General features: G+C 65.8%; 17 protein-coding genes. 6 read left to right on the forward strand and 11 right to left on the reverse strand.

Annotation, left to right across the window (positions count from 1 at the left end):
* On the forward strand, window positions 1–741 hold a 741-nt coding region (locus VEI45_RS05840; RefSeq protein ID WP_324851033.1), incomplete at its 5' end, for a hypothetical protein.
* Between the two features lie 5 nt (window positions 742–746).
* Here VEI45_RS05840 and VEI45_RS05845 read toward each other — a convergent pair.
* The 4 genes from VEI45_RS05845 to VEI45_RS05860 form a co-directional block, all read right to left on the reverse strand.
* Window positions 747–1,079, reverse strand: coding sequence for a hypothetical protein (locus tag VEI45_RS05845; protein WP_324851035.1), 333 nt, complete (start codon window positions 1,077–1,079; stop codon window positions 747–749).
* Window positions 1,080–1,336: 257 nt separating this feature from the next.
* A complete protein-coding gene (locus VEI45_RS05850; protein WP_414687405.1) occupies window positions 1,337–2,503 on the reverse strand; it encodes a DUF4185 domain-containing protein in 1,167 nt (388 codons plus the stop codon).
* A gap of 7 nt (window positions 2,504–2,510) precedes the next feature.
* Window positions 2,511–3,542 carry an aspartate-semialdehyde dehydrogenase gene (locus VEI45_RS05855; protein ID WP_324851037.1) on the reverse strand — a complete coding sequence of 344 codons (1,032 nt, stop codon included), beginning with the start codon at window positions 3,540–3,542 and terminating at the stop codon, window positions 2,511–2,513.
* Entirely contained in the window at window positions 3,543–4,808 is a 1,266-nt protein-coding gene (locus tag VEI45_RS05860) for an aspartate kinase (protein WP_324851039.1), read from the reverse strand.
* Window positions 4,809–4,991: 183 nt separating this feature from the next.
* On the opposite strand from VEI45_RS05860, the gene VEI45_RS05865 reads away from it, so the two are divergent.
* Both VEI45_RS05865 and leuA read left to right on the forward strand, forming a co-directional pair.
* Window positions 4,992–5,399, forward strand: a complete 408-nt coding sequence (locus tag VEI45_RS05865) for a hypothetical protein (RefSeq protein WP_324851041.1) — start codon at window positions 4,992–4,994, stop codon at window positions 5,397–5,399.
* A 140-nt stretch (window positions 5,400–5,539) separates the two neighbouring features.
* Complete coding sequence (leuA, locus tag VEI45_RS05870) at window positions 5,540–7,438, forward strand: 2-isopropylmalate synthase (RefSeq protein WP_324851043.1); 1,899 nt, start codon at window positions 5,540–5,542, stop codon at window positions 7,436–7,438.
* Between the two features lie 4 nt (window positions 7,439–7,442).
* Here the strand turns inward: leuA and VEI45_RS05875 are convergent, their stop codons facing one another.
* The 3 genes from VEI45_RS05875 to VEI45_RS05885 form a co-directional block, all read right to left on the reverse strand.
* Window positions 7,443–8,030: a hypothetical protein gene (locus tag VEI45_RS05875; protein WP_324851045.1), complete on the reverse strand. Its 588-nt coding sequence runs from the start codon at window positions 8,028–8,030 to the stop codon at window positions 7,443–7,445.
* Between the two features lie 171 nt (window positions 8,031–8,201).
* The gene (locus VEI45_RS05880) at window positions 8,202–9,113 is read right to left on the reverse strand and encodes an alpha/beta fold hydrolase (protein WP_324851047.1); all 912 of its coding nucleotides are present in this window, start codon (window positions 9,111–9,113) and stop codon (window positions 8,202–8,204) included.
* A 59-nt stretch (window positions 9,114–9,172) separates the two neighbouring features.
* The gene (locus VEI45_RS05885) at window positions 9,173–10,189 is read right to left on the reverse strand and encodes a DEDDh family exonuclease (protein WP_324851049.1); all 1,017 of its coding nucleotides are present in this window, start codon (window positions 10,187–10,189) and stop codon (window positions 9,173–9,175) included.
* A gap of 163 nt (window positions 10,190–10,352) precedes the next feature.
* On the opposite strand from VEI45_RS05885, the gene VEI45_RS05890 reads away from it, so the two are divergent.
* Together VEI45_RS05890 and VEI45_RS05895 are read left to right on the forward strand one after the other, a co-directional pair.
* On the forward strand, window positions 10,353–11,591 hold the full coding sequence (locus VEI45_RS05890) for a Mur ligase family protein (RefSeq protein ID WP_324851051.1): 1,239 nt from the start codon (window positions 10,353–10,355) through the stop codon (window positions 11,589–11,591).
* Window positions 11,584–12,300 (forward strand): type 1 glutamine amidotransferase, encoded by a 717-nt coding sequence (locus tag VEI45_RS05895; RefSeq protein WP_324851052.1) that lies wholly within the window; start codon window positions 11,584–11,586, stop codon window positions 12,298–12,300. The genes VEI45_RS05890 and VEI45_RS05895 overlap by 8 nt, the downstream gene beginning before the upstream one ends.
* Window positions 12,301–12,489: 189 nt before the next feature.
* Here the strand turns inward: VEI45_RS05895 and VEI45_RS05900 are convergent, their stop codons facing one another.
* From VEI45_RS05900 to VEI45_RS05910, 3 genes are all read right to left on the reverse strand, one after another.
* Entirely contained in the window at window positions 12,490–12,909 is a 420-nt protein-coding gene (locus VEI45_RS05900; protein ID WP_324851054.1) for an acyl-CoA thioesterase, read from the reverse strand.
* A 181-nt stretch (window positions 12,910–13,090) separates the two neighbouring features.
* Entirely contained in the window at window positions 13,091–13,702 is a 612-nt protein-coding gene (recR, locus tag VEI45_RS05905) for a recombination mediator RecR (RefSeq protein WP_324851056.1), read from the reverse strand.
* A gap of 11 nt (window positions 13,703–13,713) precedes the next feature.
* Window positions 13,714–14,049, reverse strand: coding sequence for a YbaB/EbfC family nucleoid-associated protein (locus VEI45_RS05910; RefSeq protein ID WP_324851058.1), 336 nt, complete (start codon window positions 14,047–14,049; stop codon window positions 13,714–13,716).
* A 97-nt stretch (window positions 14,050–14,146) separates the two neighbouring features.
* On the opposite strand from VEI45_RS05910, the gene VEI45_RS05915 reads away from it, so the two are divergent.
* Window positions 14,147–14,917: an Rv3717 family N-acetylmuramoyl-L-alanine amidase gene (locus VEI45_RS05915; protein WP_324851060.1), complete on the forward strand. Its 771-nt coding sequence runs from the start codon at window positions 14,147–14,149 to the stop codon at window positions 14,915–14,917.
* Here VEI45_RS05915 and VEI45_RS05920 read toward each other — a convergent pair.
* Window positions 14,914–15,351 (reverse strand): SRPBCC family protein, encoded by a 438-nt coding sequence (locus VEI45_RS05920; RefSeq protein WP_324851062.1) that lies wholly within the window; start codon window positions 15,349–15,351, stop codon window positions 14,914–14,916. The genes VEI45_RS05915 and VEI45_RS05920 overlap by 4 nt on opposite strands.
* Window positions 15,352–15,389: the final 38 nt, after the last annotated feature.

The following is a 15,389-nucleotide window of genomic DNA, read 5'->3' on the forward strand; positions in this document are numbered from 1 at the left end:
TTGGTTGTCTCCGTAGCTGTCGTCTTCACCGTGTGGGTGCCGGTGATTATGTATCGCGCTGCGATACGTCATGGCCGTTCGACCAGTGAGTCGCTGACCCTGGCGGGTGTCCTTATGGCCGTATTCGTAGCCTGGTTCGGCTTGTCAGCGGGATTCACCCGAGTTGAGGCTTTTCACGATGGGTCGGACCGGCAACCCTGGCTCGTCTACTTGTTCTTCGCGCTCATCGTTATTGGACCCATTGCGGTGGCACGCTGGTCGTCGCTGGATGCGCTGTTGGCCGATCGGCGAACGCTCGCCGAGCTGCTCATCTCACAGACCGCTCGTTGGTTGGGATGTGTGTTCCTGGTGTTGGAGGTCGGCGGTCAGCTTCCCGGCTTCTTTGCCTACCCAGCCGCGTTCGGCGACATCGCAGTCGGTGTCACTGCCTGCGTCGCCGTGATCGCCCTGATCTGGTCAACCTCGGCCAGTATTCCCATTGCCTGGTCGGTGCTCGGCCTTCTCGATTTCGTCGGGGCGGTGGGAACCGGGTTCCTGGCATCCCAAGCGCTCGCCGTGGTGCATACCGACCCACCGACGTCGGTGTTCACCCAATGGCCGATGGTCCTCTTCCCGGCCTACCTGGTGCCCTTCTCGACCATCCTGCACATCACCACGATCCGCGTGCTGTTGGCAAACCGGAGGGGCGATCGGGATGAACATACGTCCGTCGCCACGTCGGCGATGAGGGCCAGCCAATAGGCAACTCAACCCACCCTCGCCTTGGTGGTGCCGTGGAAACCGTTCAGTCGCGCGGCGATCGGTCGCGAGGCATGTCCATCTTGTCTTAAAGAAACCACATCGTATGCCTTATCATCGTTTATTACGGGGAAGGATGACAGCATGCCGAGTAATGAAGGTTCGGCCCATACACTGCAATCCCCAGACGAACCGACAGATTCGGCCACGGAGGCCAGCTCGACCAATCCGCCGCGACGGCGGAACATGGTCAGCCATTTTGCAGCCTGGGCACGCCTCATCGTCGGTGTCGTATTGGCCGTCTCGGTCATCGCGGTGGTCTTCTTCGCCGGGTTCTTCACCGAAAGGGACTACGGTGACGTTTTTAGTCTCGTCGTGTCGGGAGAAGACACTTGCATTCAGACTTCTTGTCAACCTGCGGGCAGGTACGGGCAGCATTGCCGTCAGTACGTAGTGCCATGTTGAAATGTTTAGAGTAGCGATGCATTATTTGCTGACGCGAGCATCGTCGCACGTCAAGGCATGGCAGGGGCGTATCTGAGCCTCTGGAGGGCCGCGCCCGTCCGGCAAACAAGGCCAGAGAGCACAGCGTGTCAGATTAGGGCTCTGACCAAGGTTTGAATGGGTTGACTGCGAATTGGATGACCCGATAGGGCGCTCGTGCTCGCGGATCGATGTTATGCCACTGGCTGACGAACACCCGCAATTCGTCCAGCGTCGAGCCCGGTGAAATGTACCCGCCGTATGGCTGGGCCAGTCGGTTGTCTTCCGGCGGCGGCAGGCTTTCCGCGGGATCGGGCCAGTCGTCGTGTTGCACCACGGTGGTCACCGGCGCGGAACCCAGCGAGGTCGGGTCGTCGGCCACCCGAACTTCCATGTTTCCTGTGCTGGCGTTGAAATACGACAGCACCGCCTTGCCGTCGATCTGCTTGAAACTCATCTCACCAATCAAGTCGCCCCACAACGGGGTTGGCGGCTTGCTCCAACCGCCATCGGGACCAGCCGCCCAGCCCTGCCACCGAGACCGGTCGCCGAATTTTTCTGGTGCGACCCGGTACAGCAGCACCGGTTGGCTGCGGTCGAAGTTGTCGGCGACGATATACACCCATCCAGTCGGCGACTCTGCGGTCGGTATGGGGTCGTAGTAGCCACTGATCTGTGACTGCTGGCCGCCCAGGTAGGCCGCGTCTCGCAGCGAACCCGGAAGTGTCTGCCAAAACCCTTGTATTGGTTCGGCTTTCACCAGCCGCGAGTTCTGCGGTACCAGTTCTTTTGTGGTGGTGACCAGTAGGTAGTTCTGCCGGTTGATCTGCACGACGCCCGCCGGCAACTGCGACGCGCCCGCCGGCGTCGGGTCGGCCAGCAGCGGCGCCGTTATCCCAGTGACCCCGGTATAGCGCACTCCGTCCGGGTCGTCGACCGATGACGTGTCCACCCGCAAGGCGATCGGCGAGTAGTAGCCGCCGAAGCCGACCCCCTGGCCGGCGAAACTGTCGCCGCAGATCTGCACGACGTCGGTGGGGAACTCCATGAAAGCGCACAAGTCGGTGGCACCGATGCCGTAGTCGCGGGTGGGCGTGCCGGTCCCTGCAGTCGGACCGATCCGCATCACCTGACCCGGTGCCAGCGGCGGCAGAACCGGCTCTGGCATCGGAGCTGGCGGATCGGCATGCGCGGGTGAAAAGCCTTGCTGGGCAAGCAGACACGCGATGGACGCGACCATGAGCGAGCAGCGCGCGATTCGGCGGGAGTCGGCAAGGCTCACCCGCGGATCACAATTCTGAGGCCAGTATCTCGGCGATCTGAATAGCGTTCAATGCCGCGCCCTTGCGCAGATTGTCGCCCGCGACGAACAACGCCAGGCCGCGTCCGTCCGGCACACCGGGGTCGTGACGGATCCGGCCGACCAGCGATTCGTCGACACCGGCGGCAGCCAGCGGCGTCGGCACGTCAACCACCTTCACGCCGAGTGCGCCGGCGAGGATTTCACGGGCGCGCTCAGGCGAAAGCGGTTGGGCGAACTCGGCATTGATCGACAACGAATGGCCGGTGAACACCGGAACCCGCACACACGTTCCGCTCACCAGCAAGTCCGGGATGCCGAGGATCTTGCGGCTTTCATGGCGCAGCTTCTGGTCCTCGTCGGTCTCGCCGGAGCCGTCGTCGACCAGCTTTCCGGCCAGCGGGACGACGTTGAATGCGATGGGCGCGACGTAAGCATTCGGAGCCGGGAACTGCAGCGCGCTGCCGTCGTGCACCAGCTGCTCGGCGTCGTCGATGACCGCGCGGGCCTGCTTAGCGAGCTCCTCGACGCCGGCCAGTCCGCTGCCGGATACGGCTTGGTAGCTTGACACCACCATCCGCACCAGCTGGGCCTCGTCGTGCAGCACCTTGAGCACCGGCATGGCGGCCATCGTGGTGCAGTTCGGGTTGGCGATGATGCCCTTGGGCCGGGTTCGCGCGTCAGCGAAGTTCACTTCGGAGACCACCAGTGGGACGTCCGGATCCTTGCGCCACGCCGACGAGTTGTCGATCACCGTCACCCCGGCGGCGGCGAACCGCGGCGCTTGCACCCGCGACATCGTCGCTCCGGCGGAGAACAACGCGATGTCGAGCCCCGTCGGGTCGGCGGTCGCGGCGTCCTCGACCTCGATCTCCTGGCCACGAAACGGCAACTTGCGTCCCTGCGATCGGGCCGAGGCGAAAAACCGCACGCTGGTTGCCAGGAAGTCGCGCTCGTCGAGCAGCGTGCGCATCACCTGGCCCACCTGGCCGGTGGCGCCGACTACGCCTATTGCGACCATCTAACGTCCCGTCCCCGCATACACGGTGGCCTCTTCGGCGCCGCCGAGGCCGAATGCTTCGTGTAACGCGACGACAGCCTTATCTAGTTCGGTGTCGCGGCAGAGCACCGAGATCCGGATCTCTGATGTGGAGATCAGGTCGATGTTGACGCCGACACCGGCCAGCGCCTCGCAGAATGTGGCGGTCACCCCGGGATGGCTGCGCATGCCGGCGCCGATCAGCGACACCTTGCCGATGTGGTCGTCGTAAAGCACTTGGCTGAACCCGATTTCGTCTTTGAGCGAGTCCAGCTTCTCCACTGCGACCCGGCCGCTGTCGCGCGGGCAGGTGAACGTGATGTCGGTTTTCCCGTTCTCGATCTTGGAGACATTCTGCAGCACCATGTCGATGTTGACGTCGGCGTCGGCGACCGCGCGAAACACCTTGGCCGCGTAGCCCGGGTGGTCGGGTATACCGACGATGGTCACCTTGGCCTCGCTGCGGTCGTGTGCGACGCCGGTCAGAATGGGGTCTTCCATGGGTATGTCCTCGATCGATCCGGTGACGACGGTGCCCGGCTTGTCCGAGTACGACGACCGGACGTGCACTGGAATGTTGTAGCGGCGGGCGTATTCCACGCAGCGCAGCATCAGTACCTTGGCGCCGCACGCGGCCAGCTCGAGCATCTCTTCGAAGGTGACGGTGTCCAGGTGGCGGGCCTTGGGAACGATCCGCGGGTCCGCGCTGAAGATGCCGTCCACGTCGGTGTAGATCTCGCAGATGTCGGCGCCCAGCGCAGCGGCCAGCGCGACCGCGGTGGTGTCCGATCCGCCGCGGCCCAAGGTGGTCACGTCCCTGGTGTCCTGGCTGACCCCCTGGAAACCCGCGACCAGCACGATCAGCCCCTGTTCAAGCGCGGACTGCAGCCGGGTCGGCGTGACGTCGATGATCTTGGCCTTGCCGTGGGCGCCGGTGGTGATGACACCGGCCTGCGAACCGGTGAACGAGCGGGCTTGGGCGCCTAGCGATTCGATGGCCATCGCGACCAGCGCGTTGGAGATGCGCTCACCGGCGGTCAGCAGCAGGTCCAGCTCGCGGGCGGGCGGGGCCGGGCACACCTGCTGGGCTAACTCCAGCAGACCGTCGGTGGTGTCGCCCATCGCCGAGACCACCACGACAACGTCATTGCCCTGCTTCTTGGCCTCGACGATGCGTTCGGCGACACGGCGGATCCGTTCGGCGTCGGCCACCGAAGATCCGCCGTACTTTTGCACGACGAGCGCCACTTAGATCCTTTCTAAGTCCTATCCGGCCGCTTCCGGTTCAGGTCGAAAACAGGATACGTGGATCGGTCGGGCAACGAAGCCTGCGGGCCAGTCAGCAGATCCGTCAGAACAGACGATGCTTTGCCACCATCTGATATCCAATAGTGGCCGGTAGATTCCCGTCGGCGACGACGGACATGTGGTGTGAAAGGGGTCGACGCGGTGGCCACAGGGGCATCAGTGTTGTGGGGTACTGAACCAGACGAGCATGACTATCCAGCAGCGGCGGACTATCTCGCGCTGCTCGCCAAGCCCGGGCAGGTCAACGAGATTGTGGCGGCGCTGAAGAAGGCCCCGATCGTGTACAAGAAGGCCAAAGATCTGCTGCGCGCATCACGCCTGGCGCTGCTGCCCGTCGACAATCCGCATGTCGCTTCGGATCTGGCGAAAATCAAGAAAGGCAAGCAGCTGTCGCCGATCCTCGTTGTCCGCGGAGACTTGGCCACTGATGTGGCGTTGCAGATTGCCGACGGCTACCACCGGGTCTGCGCGAGCTATCACACCGACGAAAACACCGACATCCCGGTCAAGATCGTTCCGGCCGGGGACTAGCCCCTGGGTTTTGGACACGCGTGCCGGAGAGGTAAAGTACGGGACGTGCAGCGGATGCTCCTTCTCGGACGCCGCGACGGGGCCTGATCTAGACCGGCCTCCCGTCGCGGGTGTTCGCGATGTGCCGGTCGCCGCCTTCTATGGCGCCCTCCTCTTTCCCCGGAGCAACAACCGTGACTAGCTTCACTCCAGTGTCGGGCGACTCCCCCGACACCTTCAGGTCCACTCGAACCGTCACCAAACCCGCCGGCCAACCCAACACCGGCCAGCCGGCGTGGAACACCCAACGCGGGTCATCGATGCCGATCGGCCGATATCGGCCCTTCGCCGAGGAAGTCGAGCCGGTCCGGGTGGCCGACCGTACCTGGCCCGACAACGTGATCACCCGCGCGCCGCTGTGGTGTGCGGTGGATCTGCGTGACGGCAACCAGGCGCTGATCGACCCGATGAGCCCGGCGCGCAAGCGACGCATGTTCGACCTGCTGGTCCACATGGGCTACAAGGAGATCGAGGTCGGGTTCCCATCGGCCAGCCAGACCGACTTCGACTTCGTCCGCGAGATCATCACCCAGGATGCCGTCCCCGACGACGTCACGATCCAAGTGCTGACCCAGTGCCGTCCGGAGCTGATCGAACGCACCTTCCAAGCCTGCGAAGGCGCACACCGGGCCATCGTGCACTTCTACAATTCGACGTCGATCCTGCAGCGCCGCGTCGTCTTCCGCGCTGACCGGGCCGCGGTCCAGGCCATCGCGACCGATGGTGCCCGCAAGTGTGTCGAAGAGGCTGCCAAATATCCGGGGACGCACTGGCGGTTCGAGTACTCACCGGAGTCGTACACCGGGACCGAACTGGAATATGCCAAGCAGGTCTGCGACGCCGTCGGCGACATCATCGAACCAACGCCGGACCATCCGATCATCTTCAACCTGCCCGCCACCGTGGAGATGGCCACGCCGAACGTCTACGCCGACTCGATCGAGTGGATGAACCGCAACCTGGCCCGGCGGGATGCCGTCATCCTCAGCCTGCATCCGCACAATGACCGCGGAACAGCCGTGGCCGCAGCCGAATTGGGGTATCAGGCCGGCGCCGACCGGATCGAGGGCTGCCTGTTCGGCAACGGTGAACGCACCGGGAACGTCTGCCTGGTGACGCTGGGTCTGAACCTGTTCTCCCGCGGCGTCGACCCGCAGATCGACTTCTCCAACATCGACGAGATCCGCCGCACGGTGGAGTACTGCAACCAGCTGCCGGTCCACGAGCGTCACCCCTATGGCGGAGACCTCGTCTACACCGCCTTCTCCGGCAGCCACCAGGACGCCATCAACAAGGGCCTGGACCAGATGAAGGTCGACGCCGATGCCGCCGATTCCGACGTCGACGACATGCTCTGGCAGGTGCCGTACCTGCCGATCGATCCGCGCGACGTCGGGCGGACCTACGAGGCGGTGATCCGGGTCAATTCGCAGTCCGGCAAGGGCGGGGTGGCCTACATCATGAAGGCCGACCACGGCCTGGCCCTGCCGCGACGGCTGCAGATCGAGTTCTCCCAGGTGATCCAGAAGATCGCCGACGGCGAGGGCGGCGAGGTCTCGCCCAAGGAGATGTGGGAGGCGTTCTCCGAGGAGTACCTTGCGCCGGTGCGGCCGCTGGAGCGCATGAAGCAGCGCGTCGAGGCATCCGAGGAGGACGGCGGCGCGACCACGATCGCCGCGACCGTCAAGATCGATGGGACCGAAACCGAGATAAGCGGTTCCGGCAACGGCCCGCTGGCCGCTTTCGTCGAGGCGCTGGGCAGCGTCGGGTTCGACGTGGCCGTGCTGGATTACTCAGAGCACGCGATGAGCGCCGGGGACGACGCTCAGGCCGCCGCCTACGTCGAGGCGTCGGTCGCGAGAGCGGCGCAGCCGGGCCACGCGGGTCGGCACGCAGACGGGCCACGCAGGACCGTATGGGGTGTGGGGATCGCGCCGTCGATCACCACCGCGTCGCTGCGTGCCGTGGTATCGGCGGTAAACAGGGCGGCCCGGAGTTGAGACTTCAGGCCGTGATCTTGGCCAGCAGCATCCCCGCCAAGGTCTGAGCCTGCACGCAGCTGTCGGCCCCGACGGTGAGATAGATCCAGCCTTTGAGCACGTCGACGGTCGCGGGCGGAGCCACAAAACAGAACGCCTGGTCGCCGAGTCCCGGGATGTCTTGAGTCTGGCCGGCGGTCTGCTTGTTGGTGGCGAATCCCTTCGACTGCGAGTTGAGGCACTGCTCGTCGGGGGGCTGACCGTCTCTGCAATACAGATCGTTCCAATACAGTTTGAAGCTGACGTCATTGCCGGCCGACGGCACGGCGGCACACTGCCCTTCACTGGGGGATTGTGAGCCCTCGGGCGCCGGAAACGCCCTGCCCATCACTTCACTGATATCGGCCCCGCTCAACAAGCCACAAAAATTCTTCGGGATGTGCACGGTGGCTCCCTTTGCCGCTGAGCCGCCATTGCCGCCGCCGTGTGAACCGCCGCCGCACGCCGCCGCCACAACCGCAGCGACCACCACCGCTGCCCACGTCCCTGCCCGCTTGGCGGTCCCGTCACCAAACTGGCCGCCGGGCGGTCGACGGTGAGGAGCAGCCAACATGTCGCACTCTTTCCGAGGCTTCCAGTGGTCGACATCATCGTCGACTTGTTCTGGCGTGACCATCAAACACCGGGGTGCGTGAAGGCGGTCAGAGGGGAGCTGCTGAACGAGCGCACGATCACGCAGCCGAGTTCGCGGCGTCGAAGGCCAAAGCGCTGAGCTAACCGGCAATTAGCCTTTGCGCTGCTGGTTGTGCCAGCCGCCGATCGCGTTGGAAAAGTCCGTCGGGGCGTCAGACTGAAGATAGTGTCCAGCGCCGGCGAGCACGACAGTGTGACTCCGGGGCATGAGGGTTTCCCAGCGGCGCCGCTCCTTCGCGCGGAACGCGACGTCAGCATCGCCCCAGACGATCAGGGTCGGCATGTCGACCAGCGCTTTCAGGCCGTCTTCGAGGTCGGCGAGAAATGTCCGGGCCGCAGTGATGTCTTTGGGAAAAACCGCGCTCGGGTTGCGGCGTTGCGGTGTGGGTAATGCCTGCCGATAGTGGTTCATCTCTTCTGCGGTAAGCCTTCGGCGGCGATGTCCGGCAGGGATCATGACGTTAACGAAGAAATTGAAGCGCCGGATGAGTAGGCGTCCGAGCGGACCACCCATGAAGTGGGAGAACAGCTCGAAATGCGGGTCCCCATTCACCGGCCACGCCCAGGTGTTTCCCACCACCAGACCCGAGAATCGATCCCGGCGTTGCAGGGCTGCCGTCAGTCCGATCGGCCCTCCCCAGTCCTGCACCACCAACGTGACATCACGCAGATTGAGACGATCCACGAATTCGCCCACCACCTGCGCATGGTCGGCGGGATGGAATTGGTACCCGGGCGCCGGGGTCGACAGCCCGAACCCCGGGTAGTCCAGCGCGATGCAGCGGAACGACCCCGACAGCTCGACAATGACGTCCCGATACACGAAAGACCAGGTTGGGTTGCCGTGCAGCATCAAAAGGACCGGTCCCCGGCCTTCGTCGACGTAGTGGACGACAGTGCCAGCCAGCTTGCCACCCAGCTCGAGGAACCGGCTTTTGAAGGGAAACAGCTTGCCATCGACCCACGCCGGCCGAACGGCCGTCCCAGACGATCCCACCGACATCAGGCACCCACCCATCGCTTTACTCGAGCAACTTAGCTGAAGCGCGTTCGGCGGCGCACTCAAAAAAGCGCGAACTGCTCGCCTGCGCGGGCCGCGTCGATGAAGTCCTCGACGCCGGTGCCAGTGACGACGGTCCCAACGCAATCCATGAACTTCGCGTCGGAAACCACCGGCACACCCAACTCGCGAGCCAGATAGCCCTTGCCGTGAACCGGCCGGGATTCGTTGCAGACCACCAGCGAGGTTTCCCGGTCGACAGCATCGGCATAGGCCAACCCGGCGTGCAGGATCCGCTCGACCAGCTCCTCGTGAGTCCGTTCGACCTCAGCCGCCAACGCCACCCGCATGCCCTGCACCAGCGGCCTGCCGCGGACGTACGGGCCCGGGTTGAGGTAGGGGCACGGCATCCGGGAGGCCAGCATCTTCAGTGGTCGCAGTTCGTCGTGGGTAACCCTGCCGCTGGGCCACCGACGGCGGGTGACCGGTCGCACGGGTAACCAGACGTCGCGTTCGCGCGCCCGCTCCAGCGCGGCAGCCAGCACGCCGGTCAGCACCACGGCGTCATCGAACGCATCGTGCGGTCGTCGCTGGGTGACCCCCCAATGCGCGGCCAGTGTCTCCAACCGCAGGTTGTCGATACCCAGTTCCAGCCGCCGCGCCAGCTCCACCGTGCACATGACGGCGTCGATCGGCAGTTCGACCTCGGCCATCTCGGCCTCTGCGGTGAGGAAGGCGTAGTCGAACGCGACATTGTGCGCGACCAGCGTGCGGCCGCGCAGTAGCTCGACCAGGTCGCCAACGATGTCGGCGAACTGCGGCTGGTCCTCGAGCATCGCGGCGGTCAGGCCGTGCACGTGGGTGGGACCGGGATCCACCCCCGGATTGAGCAGGCTGACCACAGATTGCTCGACTTGCCCAGCGGAGTCGAGGGCCAGCACCGCGAGGCTGATGACCCGGGCGTTACCGGGTCTGAAGCCGGAGGTTTCGACGTCGATGACGGCCCATCCCGCGCCGGGCGCTGCGGCCGGGCAGCCCCAGCTCGTCGTCGCCGGGCTCGCCACCGGAACGTCGGGCATAAATGCAGGATGGCACGTCGAACCGACATCACCGGGTCGCTGCGCGTCGTGTCGTGAACTTAACGCGGAAAAGCGCCGAGCTTGCGATCGCCCTTAACCCGACGAGGCCGACCCGCTGCGCTCGGAAAAGCGCCGAGCTTGCGATCGCCCTTAAACTGCGCGGGTGATTACCGCCCGAGGACGTCTGGCCCTTGCCGCCGGAGCCGGCGCGCGATGGGCCTCGCGGGTGACCGGTCGAGGGGCGGGCGCGATGATCGGCGGCCTGGTGGCCATGACGCTGGACCGTTCCATCCTGCGTCAGCTCGGTGCCGGCCGGCGCACCGTCGTCGTCACCGGGACCAACGGCAAGTCGACGACGACCCGGATGACCGCGGCCGCCCTGCACACGCTGGGCGCGGGCAGCTCGGTAGCCACCAACGCCGAGGGCGCCAACATGGACGCCGGGCTGGTGGCCGCGCTCGCCGCCGACCGCGACGCCGCGTTGGCCGTCCTCGAGGTCGACGAAATGCACGTACCGCATGTCGCGGATGCCATCGAGCCCGCCGTTATTGTCCTGCTCAACCTGTCCCGCGACCAGCTGGACCGGGTCGGTGAGATCAACCTGATCGAGCGCAGGCTGCGGGGCGGACTGGCCAGCCACCCCGCAGCCGTCGTCGTCGCCAACTGCGATGACGTGCTGATGACCTCAGCCGCCTACGACAGCGCCAAAGTAGTGTGGGTCGCCGCGGGTGGCAGCTGGGCGGCCGACTCGGTCAGCTGCCCGCGCAGCGGCGAGGTGATCATCCGCGACCAGGGCCACTGGTATTCCACTGGGGCTGACTTCAAGCGGCCCAGCCCGCATTGGTGGTTCGACGACGATACGCTCTACGGGCCCGACGGGCTGACGCTGCCGATGCGGCTGGCGCTGCCGGGCTCAGTGAATCGGGGTAACGCCGCTCAGGCGGTGGCGGCAGCCGTCGCGCTGGGCGCCGACCCGGCCGCCGCGGTGGCCGCCGTGTCGGGGGTCGACGAGGTGGCTGGGCGTTATCGGACCATCCGTGTCGGTGCGCACACCGTGCGGATGCTGTTGGCCAAGAACCCGGCCGGCTGGCAGGAAGCCCTGTCGATGGTGGACAAGAATGCGGCCGGGGTGGTGATCTCGGTCAACGGGCAAGTGCCCGACGGCGAGGACCTGTCCTGGCTGTGGGATGTGCGCTTCGAGCACTTCGAAAGGACGGCCGTCGTCGCCGCCGGCGAACGCGGGACCGACCTGGCGGTGCGGTTGGGGTACGCCGGTGTGGAACACACCCTGGTGCACGACACGCTGGCGGCCATCGCGTCGTGTCCGCCCGGACCCGTCGAGGTCGTTGCGAATTACACGGCGTTCCTGCAGTTGCAGCGCAGATTGGCTCGTCATGGCTGACTCGGCGGTGCGGATCGGGCTGGTGCTGCCCGACGTGATGGGCACCTACGGCGACGGCGGGAATGCGGCGGTGCTGCGGCAACGGCTGAGGCTGCGGGGCATCACCGCAGAGATCGTCGAGATCACGCTGGCCGACCCGGTACCCGACAGCCTGGACATCTACACGTTGGGCGGGGCCGAGGACTACGCGCAGCGGCTGGCGACCAAGCATCTGGTCCGGCACCCGGGATTGCAGCGCGCGGCGGCTCGCGGCGCGCCGGTGCTGGCGATCTGCGCGGCCATCCAGGTTCTCGGCCACTGGTACGAGACGTCGTCGGGCGAACGGGTTGACGGCGTGGGTCTGCTCGATGTGACCACCTCGCCGCAGACCGCTCGCACTATCGGGGAGGTGGTCAGCACCCCGCTGCTGGCCGGGTTGACGCAGCTGTTGACCGGTTTCGAGAACCACCGCGGCGGTACGGTGCTCGGCGATGCCGCGTCGCCGCTGGGCGCGGTAAAGAAGGGCGCAGGCAACCGCGCCGGCGACGGCTTCGACGGCGCGGTGCAGGGCAGCGTGATCGCGACCTACATGCACGGTCCCTGCTTGGCCCGCAATCCGGAGCTGGCCGATCTGCTGCTGAGCAACGTGGTCGGTGAGCTGGCGCCGCTGGAGCTGCCCGAGGTGGACTTGCTCCGCCGCGAACGGCTGGCGGCTGCACGGCGGGCCTGAGGTTTCTCCAACAGCGGCGCTCACGATGGCGTTTGCGCCGGAGGACTCGTCGGTCATGGCCGGGACGGTGGTGCGGCCGGCGGAGTCGCCGAGCGGCCGCGCGATGCGGGCCGCCGCCGAGGCTCGGCCTCGACCAGCAGGGCAGGCGGCCAACGACTCGACCTGGCGATCAACCCTCCGGCGTGGCGGTCACCCAGGTGGGTCCCCGAGAGCAGAGGCGAGCAAGGCGGGGATAGGCCTTTTTCCCGAACCGTCGGTGGCCACGACCACATAGACGGTGCGGCCGACCGCCACTTCACCCGCCGGGCCGCGGACGACGAATCGCAGCGCGAAGGACGAGCGGCCCACCCCGTCCACCCCGTCCACCCCGACCTCGACTCCGAACTCCTCCGGAAAGCGCAGGGGCGCCTTCCAATCGATCTCGCTGTGCACGAGGTGCACGTCGAAGCCGGCCTCGAGCATGCGGTTGTACGGCAGGCCACCCTGCTCAAGGAAGAGGGTCATGGCCTCGTCGAAATAGCCGAGATACCACATGTTGAACACGACGCCCTGCTGATCGGCCTCTAGGTAGCGCACCCGGTGCCGGTAGACCGTCGTCCTGTGAGCCACTGCGACACCGTATCGCCATTCCAGTGACCCAGCCGGTCATCCCGGGTGGTCTGGTCCAGCCAATGCCTCGCATGTTGCAAATAACCCATTGCCAAAAGGAGCCGTGAATGTTGACCACGGAGAGCCGACCACAGAGGGTCTGGACGCCCCTAACTACAGGCTCGGCGAAAAGCCCGAAGAATCAGGCCATGGCGCGGCGGCCGGTCAGCGCGCGGCCCAGGGTCAGCTCGTCGGCGAACTCCAGGTCGCCGCCCATCGGCAACCCAGACGCGATCCGCGTGATGGTCAGGCCGGGAATGTCGCGCAGCATCCGCACAAGATAGGTGGCGGTCGCCTCGCCTTCGGTATTGGGGTCGGTGGCGATGATCACCTCGGTGATGTCGACGCCGTCGACCTGTTCACCGATGCGGTTCAGCAGCTCGCGGATCCGTAGCTGCTCAGGGCCTACCCCGGACAGCGGATCCAACGCCCCGCCCAGGACGTGGTAGCGGCCGCGGAATTCGCGGGTGCGCTCGACGGCCTGGATGTCCTTGGGCTCCTCGACGACGCAGACCTGCGAGCCGTCCCGGCGGGGGTCTGCGCAGATGCGGCACCGCTCATCGTCGGAAACGTTGCCGCACACCGCGCAAAAACGCACGCCGTCGCGGACTTTGGCCAGCACTGCGGTGAGCCGGTCGATGTCAGGCGGTTCGACGGACAACAGATGAAAGGCGATGCGCTGCGCGCTCTTCGGCCCGATACCCGGCAGCTTGCCGAGCTCGTCGATCAGGTCCTGGACCGGCCCCTCAAACATGGCGGTACAAGTTAGGACCCCGGGATACCCAGCGCGTTGCCCATCCCGCCGGCCAGCGGTCCCAGCTGCTCTTGGGCCATCGTGGTGACCTGATTGGAGGCGTCGGCGAGCGCGCCGACGATCAGATCCTGCAGCGTATCGACGTCGTCCGGGTCGACGACTTTGGGATCGATCTTCACCGCCACGACCTCGCCGCTGCCCTTAACGGTGACCTCCACCAGACCGCCACCGGCCTTCCCGTGCACCTCGGCGTTGGCGAGTCGCTGTTGGGCAGCCATCAGCTGTTTCTGCATCTGCTGCGCCTGGGCGAGCAACGCCGACATGTCGGGCGGGCCTCCGGGTTGCATGACGGTCCCCTTGCATCTTGGTCTCGACTTGGTTGCGCCTGCGGCTCGCGGGCGGTTCGAAGTTTCAAGCGTAGACGGCGGGGGCTAACGTGGCGCCGTGCGCGTACTACATTGCCTGCGTGTCGGGGCCGTGCTGGCCATAGGCATCGTCGCTGTCGTCGTGGGCGCAAAGACGCCGATGGCCCCGAACGCCGCTGCAGCCCCTGGCAACATCGCCGGCATGATCGTGTTCCTCGACCCCGGCCACAACGGCGCCAACGACGCATCGATCAGCCGTCAGGTGCCCACCGGCCGCGGCGGCACCAAGGACTGCCAGGCCAGCGGGGCCTCGACCAACGACGGCTATCAGGAGCACACCTTCACCTGGGACACCACGTTGCGCATCCGCGCCGAACTCGACGCGCTGGGGGCACGAACGGCGATGTCGCGCGGCGACGACAGTACGGTGGGCCCTTGCGTCGACCAACGCGCCGAGATGGCCAACGCGCTGCACCCGAACGCCGTCGTCAGCATCCACGCCGACGGCGGACCACCGAACGGGCGAGGATTCCACGTGAATTACTCGGCGCCGCCGCTCAATCAGGTGCAGGCCGGCCCGTCGGTGCAGTTCGCCCGGGTCATGCGCGACCAGATGCAGGCTTCGGGTATTCCGCCGGCCAACTACATCGGTCAGGACGGTCTGTACGGGCGTTCGGACCTGGCGGGGCTGAACCTTGCGCAGTATCCATCGGTCCTGGTCGAGTGCGGCAACATGAAGAACCCGGCCGACTCAGCACTGATGGAGACGGCCGAGGGTAGGCAGAAGTACGCCGACGCCGTAGTCAAGGGCATCGCCGCCTATCTGGGCAGCCAAGGTCAAGCTCGCTAGCTTTCCAGCTCCCTCTTCAGGTTGGCCAGAACCTCACCCTGGATTCTTTTGAGCCCCAGCGGCGCGAAAGTCTTCTCGAAGAATCCCTTCACGCCACCCGCTCCTGCCCACGTGGTCGTGACGGTGACGCTCGAACCCGGTCCGGCGGGGGCCACTGTCCAGTTGGTGATCATCGTCGAGTTGGCGTCCTTCTCGATGACCGCGTGGCCCGCGACGTCGACGTTGGCCCGCACGTCGCGGACCCGGGATTTAGTGGCCTGCAGCTTCCAACTGGCGACGGTTCCCTGCCCCTGCCCGCCTTCTAGCACCTGGTAGTCGCGGTAGTGCGAAGACAGGATTTTGGGGCGAACTCCTCTGTAGTCAGCGATGGCGGACAGCACGGTCGTGGGCTCAGCGTTGATCAAGATGGTGCTGGCTGCACTGACGTGTCCCATTAGACGAAACTCCTCTGCGCGGAAACGAGTCGGCGCCA

It is taken from the genome of Mycobacterium sp., assembly GCF_035623875.1.
In the GTDB taxonomy this organism is placed as follows: domain Bacteria; phylum Actinomycetota; class Actinomycetes; order Mycobacteriales; family Mycobacteriaceae; genus Mycobacterium.

What these genes read in the sequence shown, in the direction of transcription:
- VEI45_RS05885 (WP_324851049.1), bottom strand. Translation starts at nt 10,189, where the DNA reads ATGCCCGACGTTCCGGTGGCGAGCCCGGCGACGACGAGCTGGGGCTGC.
- VEI45_RS05920 (WP_324851062.1), bottom strand. Translation starts at nt 15,351, where the DNA reads ATGGGACACGTCAGTGCAGCCAGCACCATCTTGATCAACGCTGAGCCC.
- VEI45_RS05895 (WP_324851052.1), top strand. Translation starts at nt 11,584, where the DNA reads ATGGCTGACTCGGCGGTGCGGATCGGGCTGGTGCTGCCCGACGTGATG.
- recR (WP_324851056.1), bottom strand. Translation starts at nt 13,702, where the DNA reads ATGTTTGAGGGGCCGGTCCAGGACCTGATCGACGAGCTCGGCAAGCTG.
- VEI45_RS05910 (WP_324851058.1), bottom strand. Translation starts at nt 14,049, where the DNA reads ATGCAACCCGGAGGCCCGCCCGACATGTCGGCGTTGCTCGCCCAGGCG.
- leuA (WP_324851043.1), top strand. Translation starts at nt 5,540, where the DNA reads ATGGCGCCCTCCTCTTTCCCCGGAGCAACAACCGTGACTAGCTTCACT.
- VEI45_RS05875 (WP_324851045.1), bottom strand. Translation starts at nt 8,030, where the DNA reads ATGTTGGCTGCTCCTCACCGTCGACCGCCCGGCGGCCAGTTTGGTGAC.
- VEI45_RS05880 (WP_324851047.1), bottom strand. Translation starts at nt 9,113, where the DNA reads ATGTCGGTGGGATCGTCTGGGACGGCCGTTCGGCCGGCGTGGGTCGAT.
- VEI45_RS05855 (WP_324851037.1), bottom strand. Translation starts at nt 3,542, where the DNA reads ATGGTCGCAATAGGCGTAGTCGGCGCCACCGGCCAGGTGGGCCAGGTG.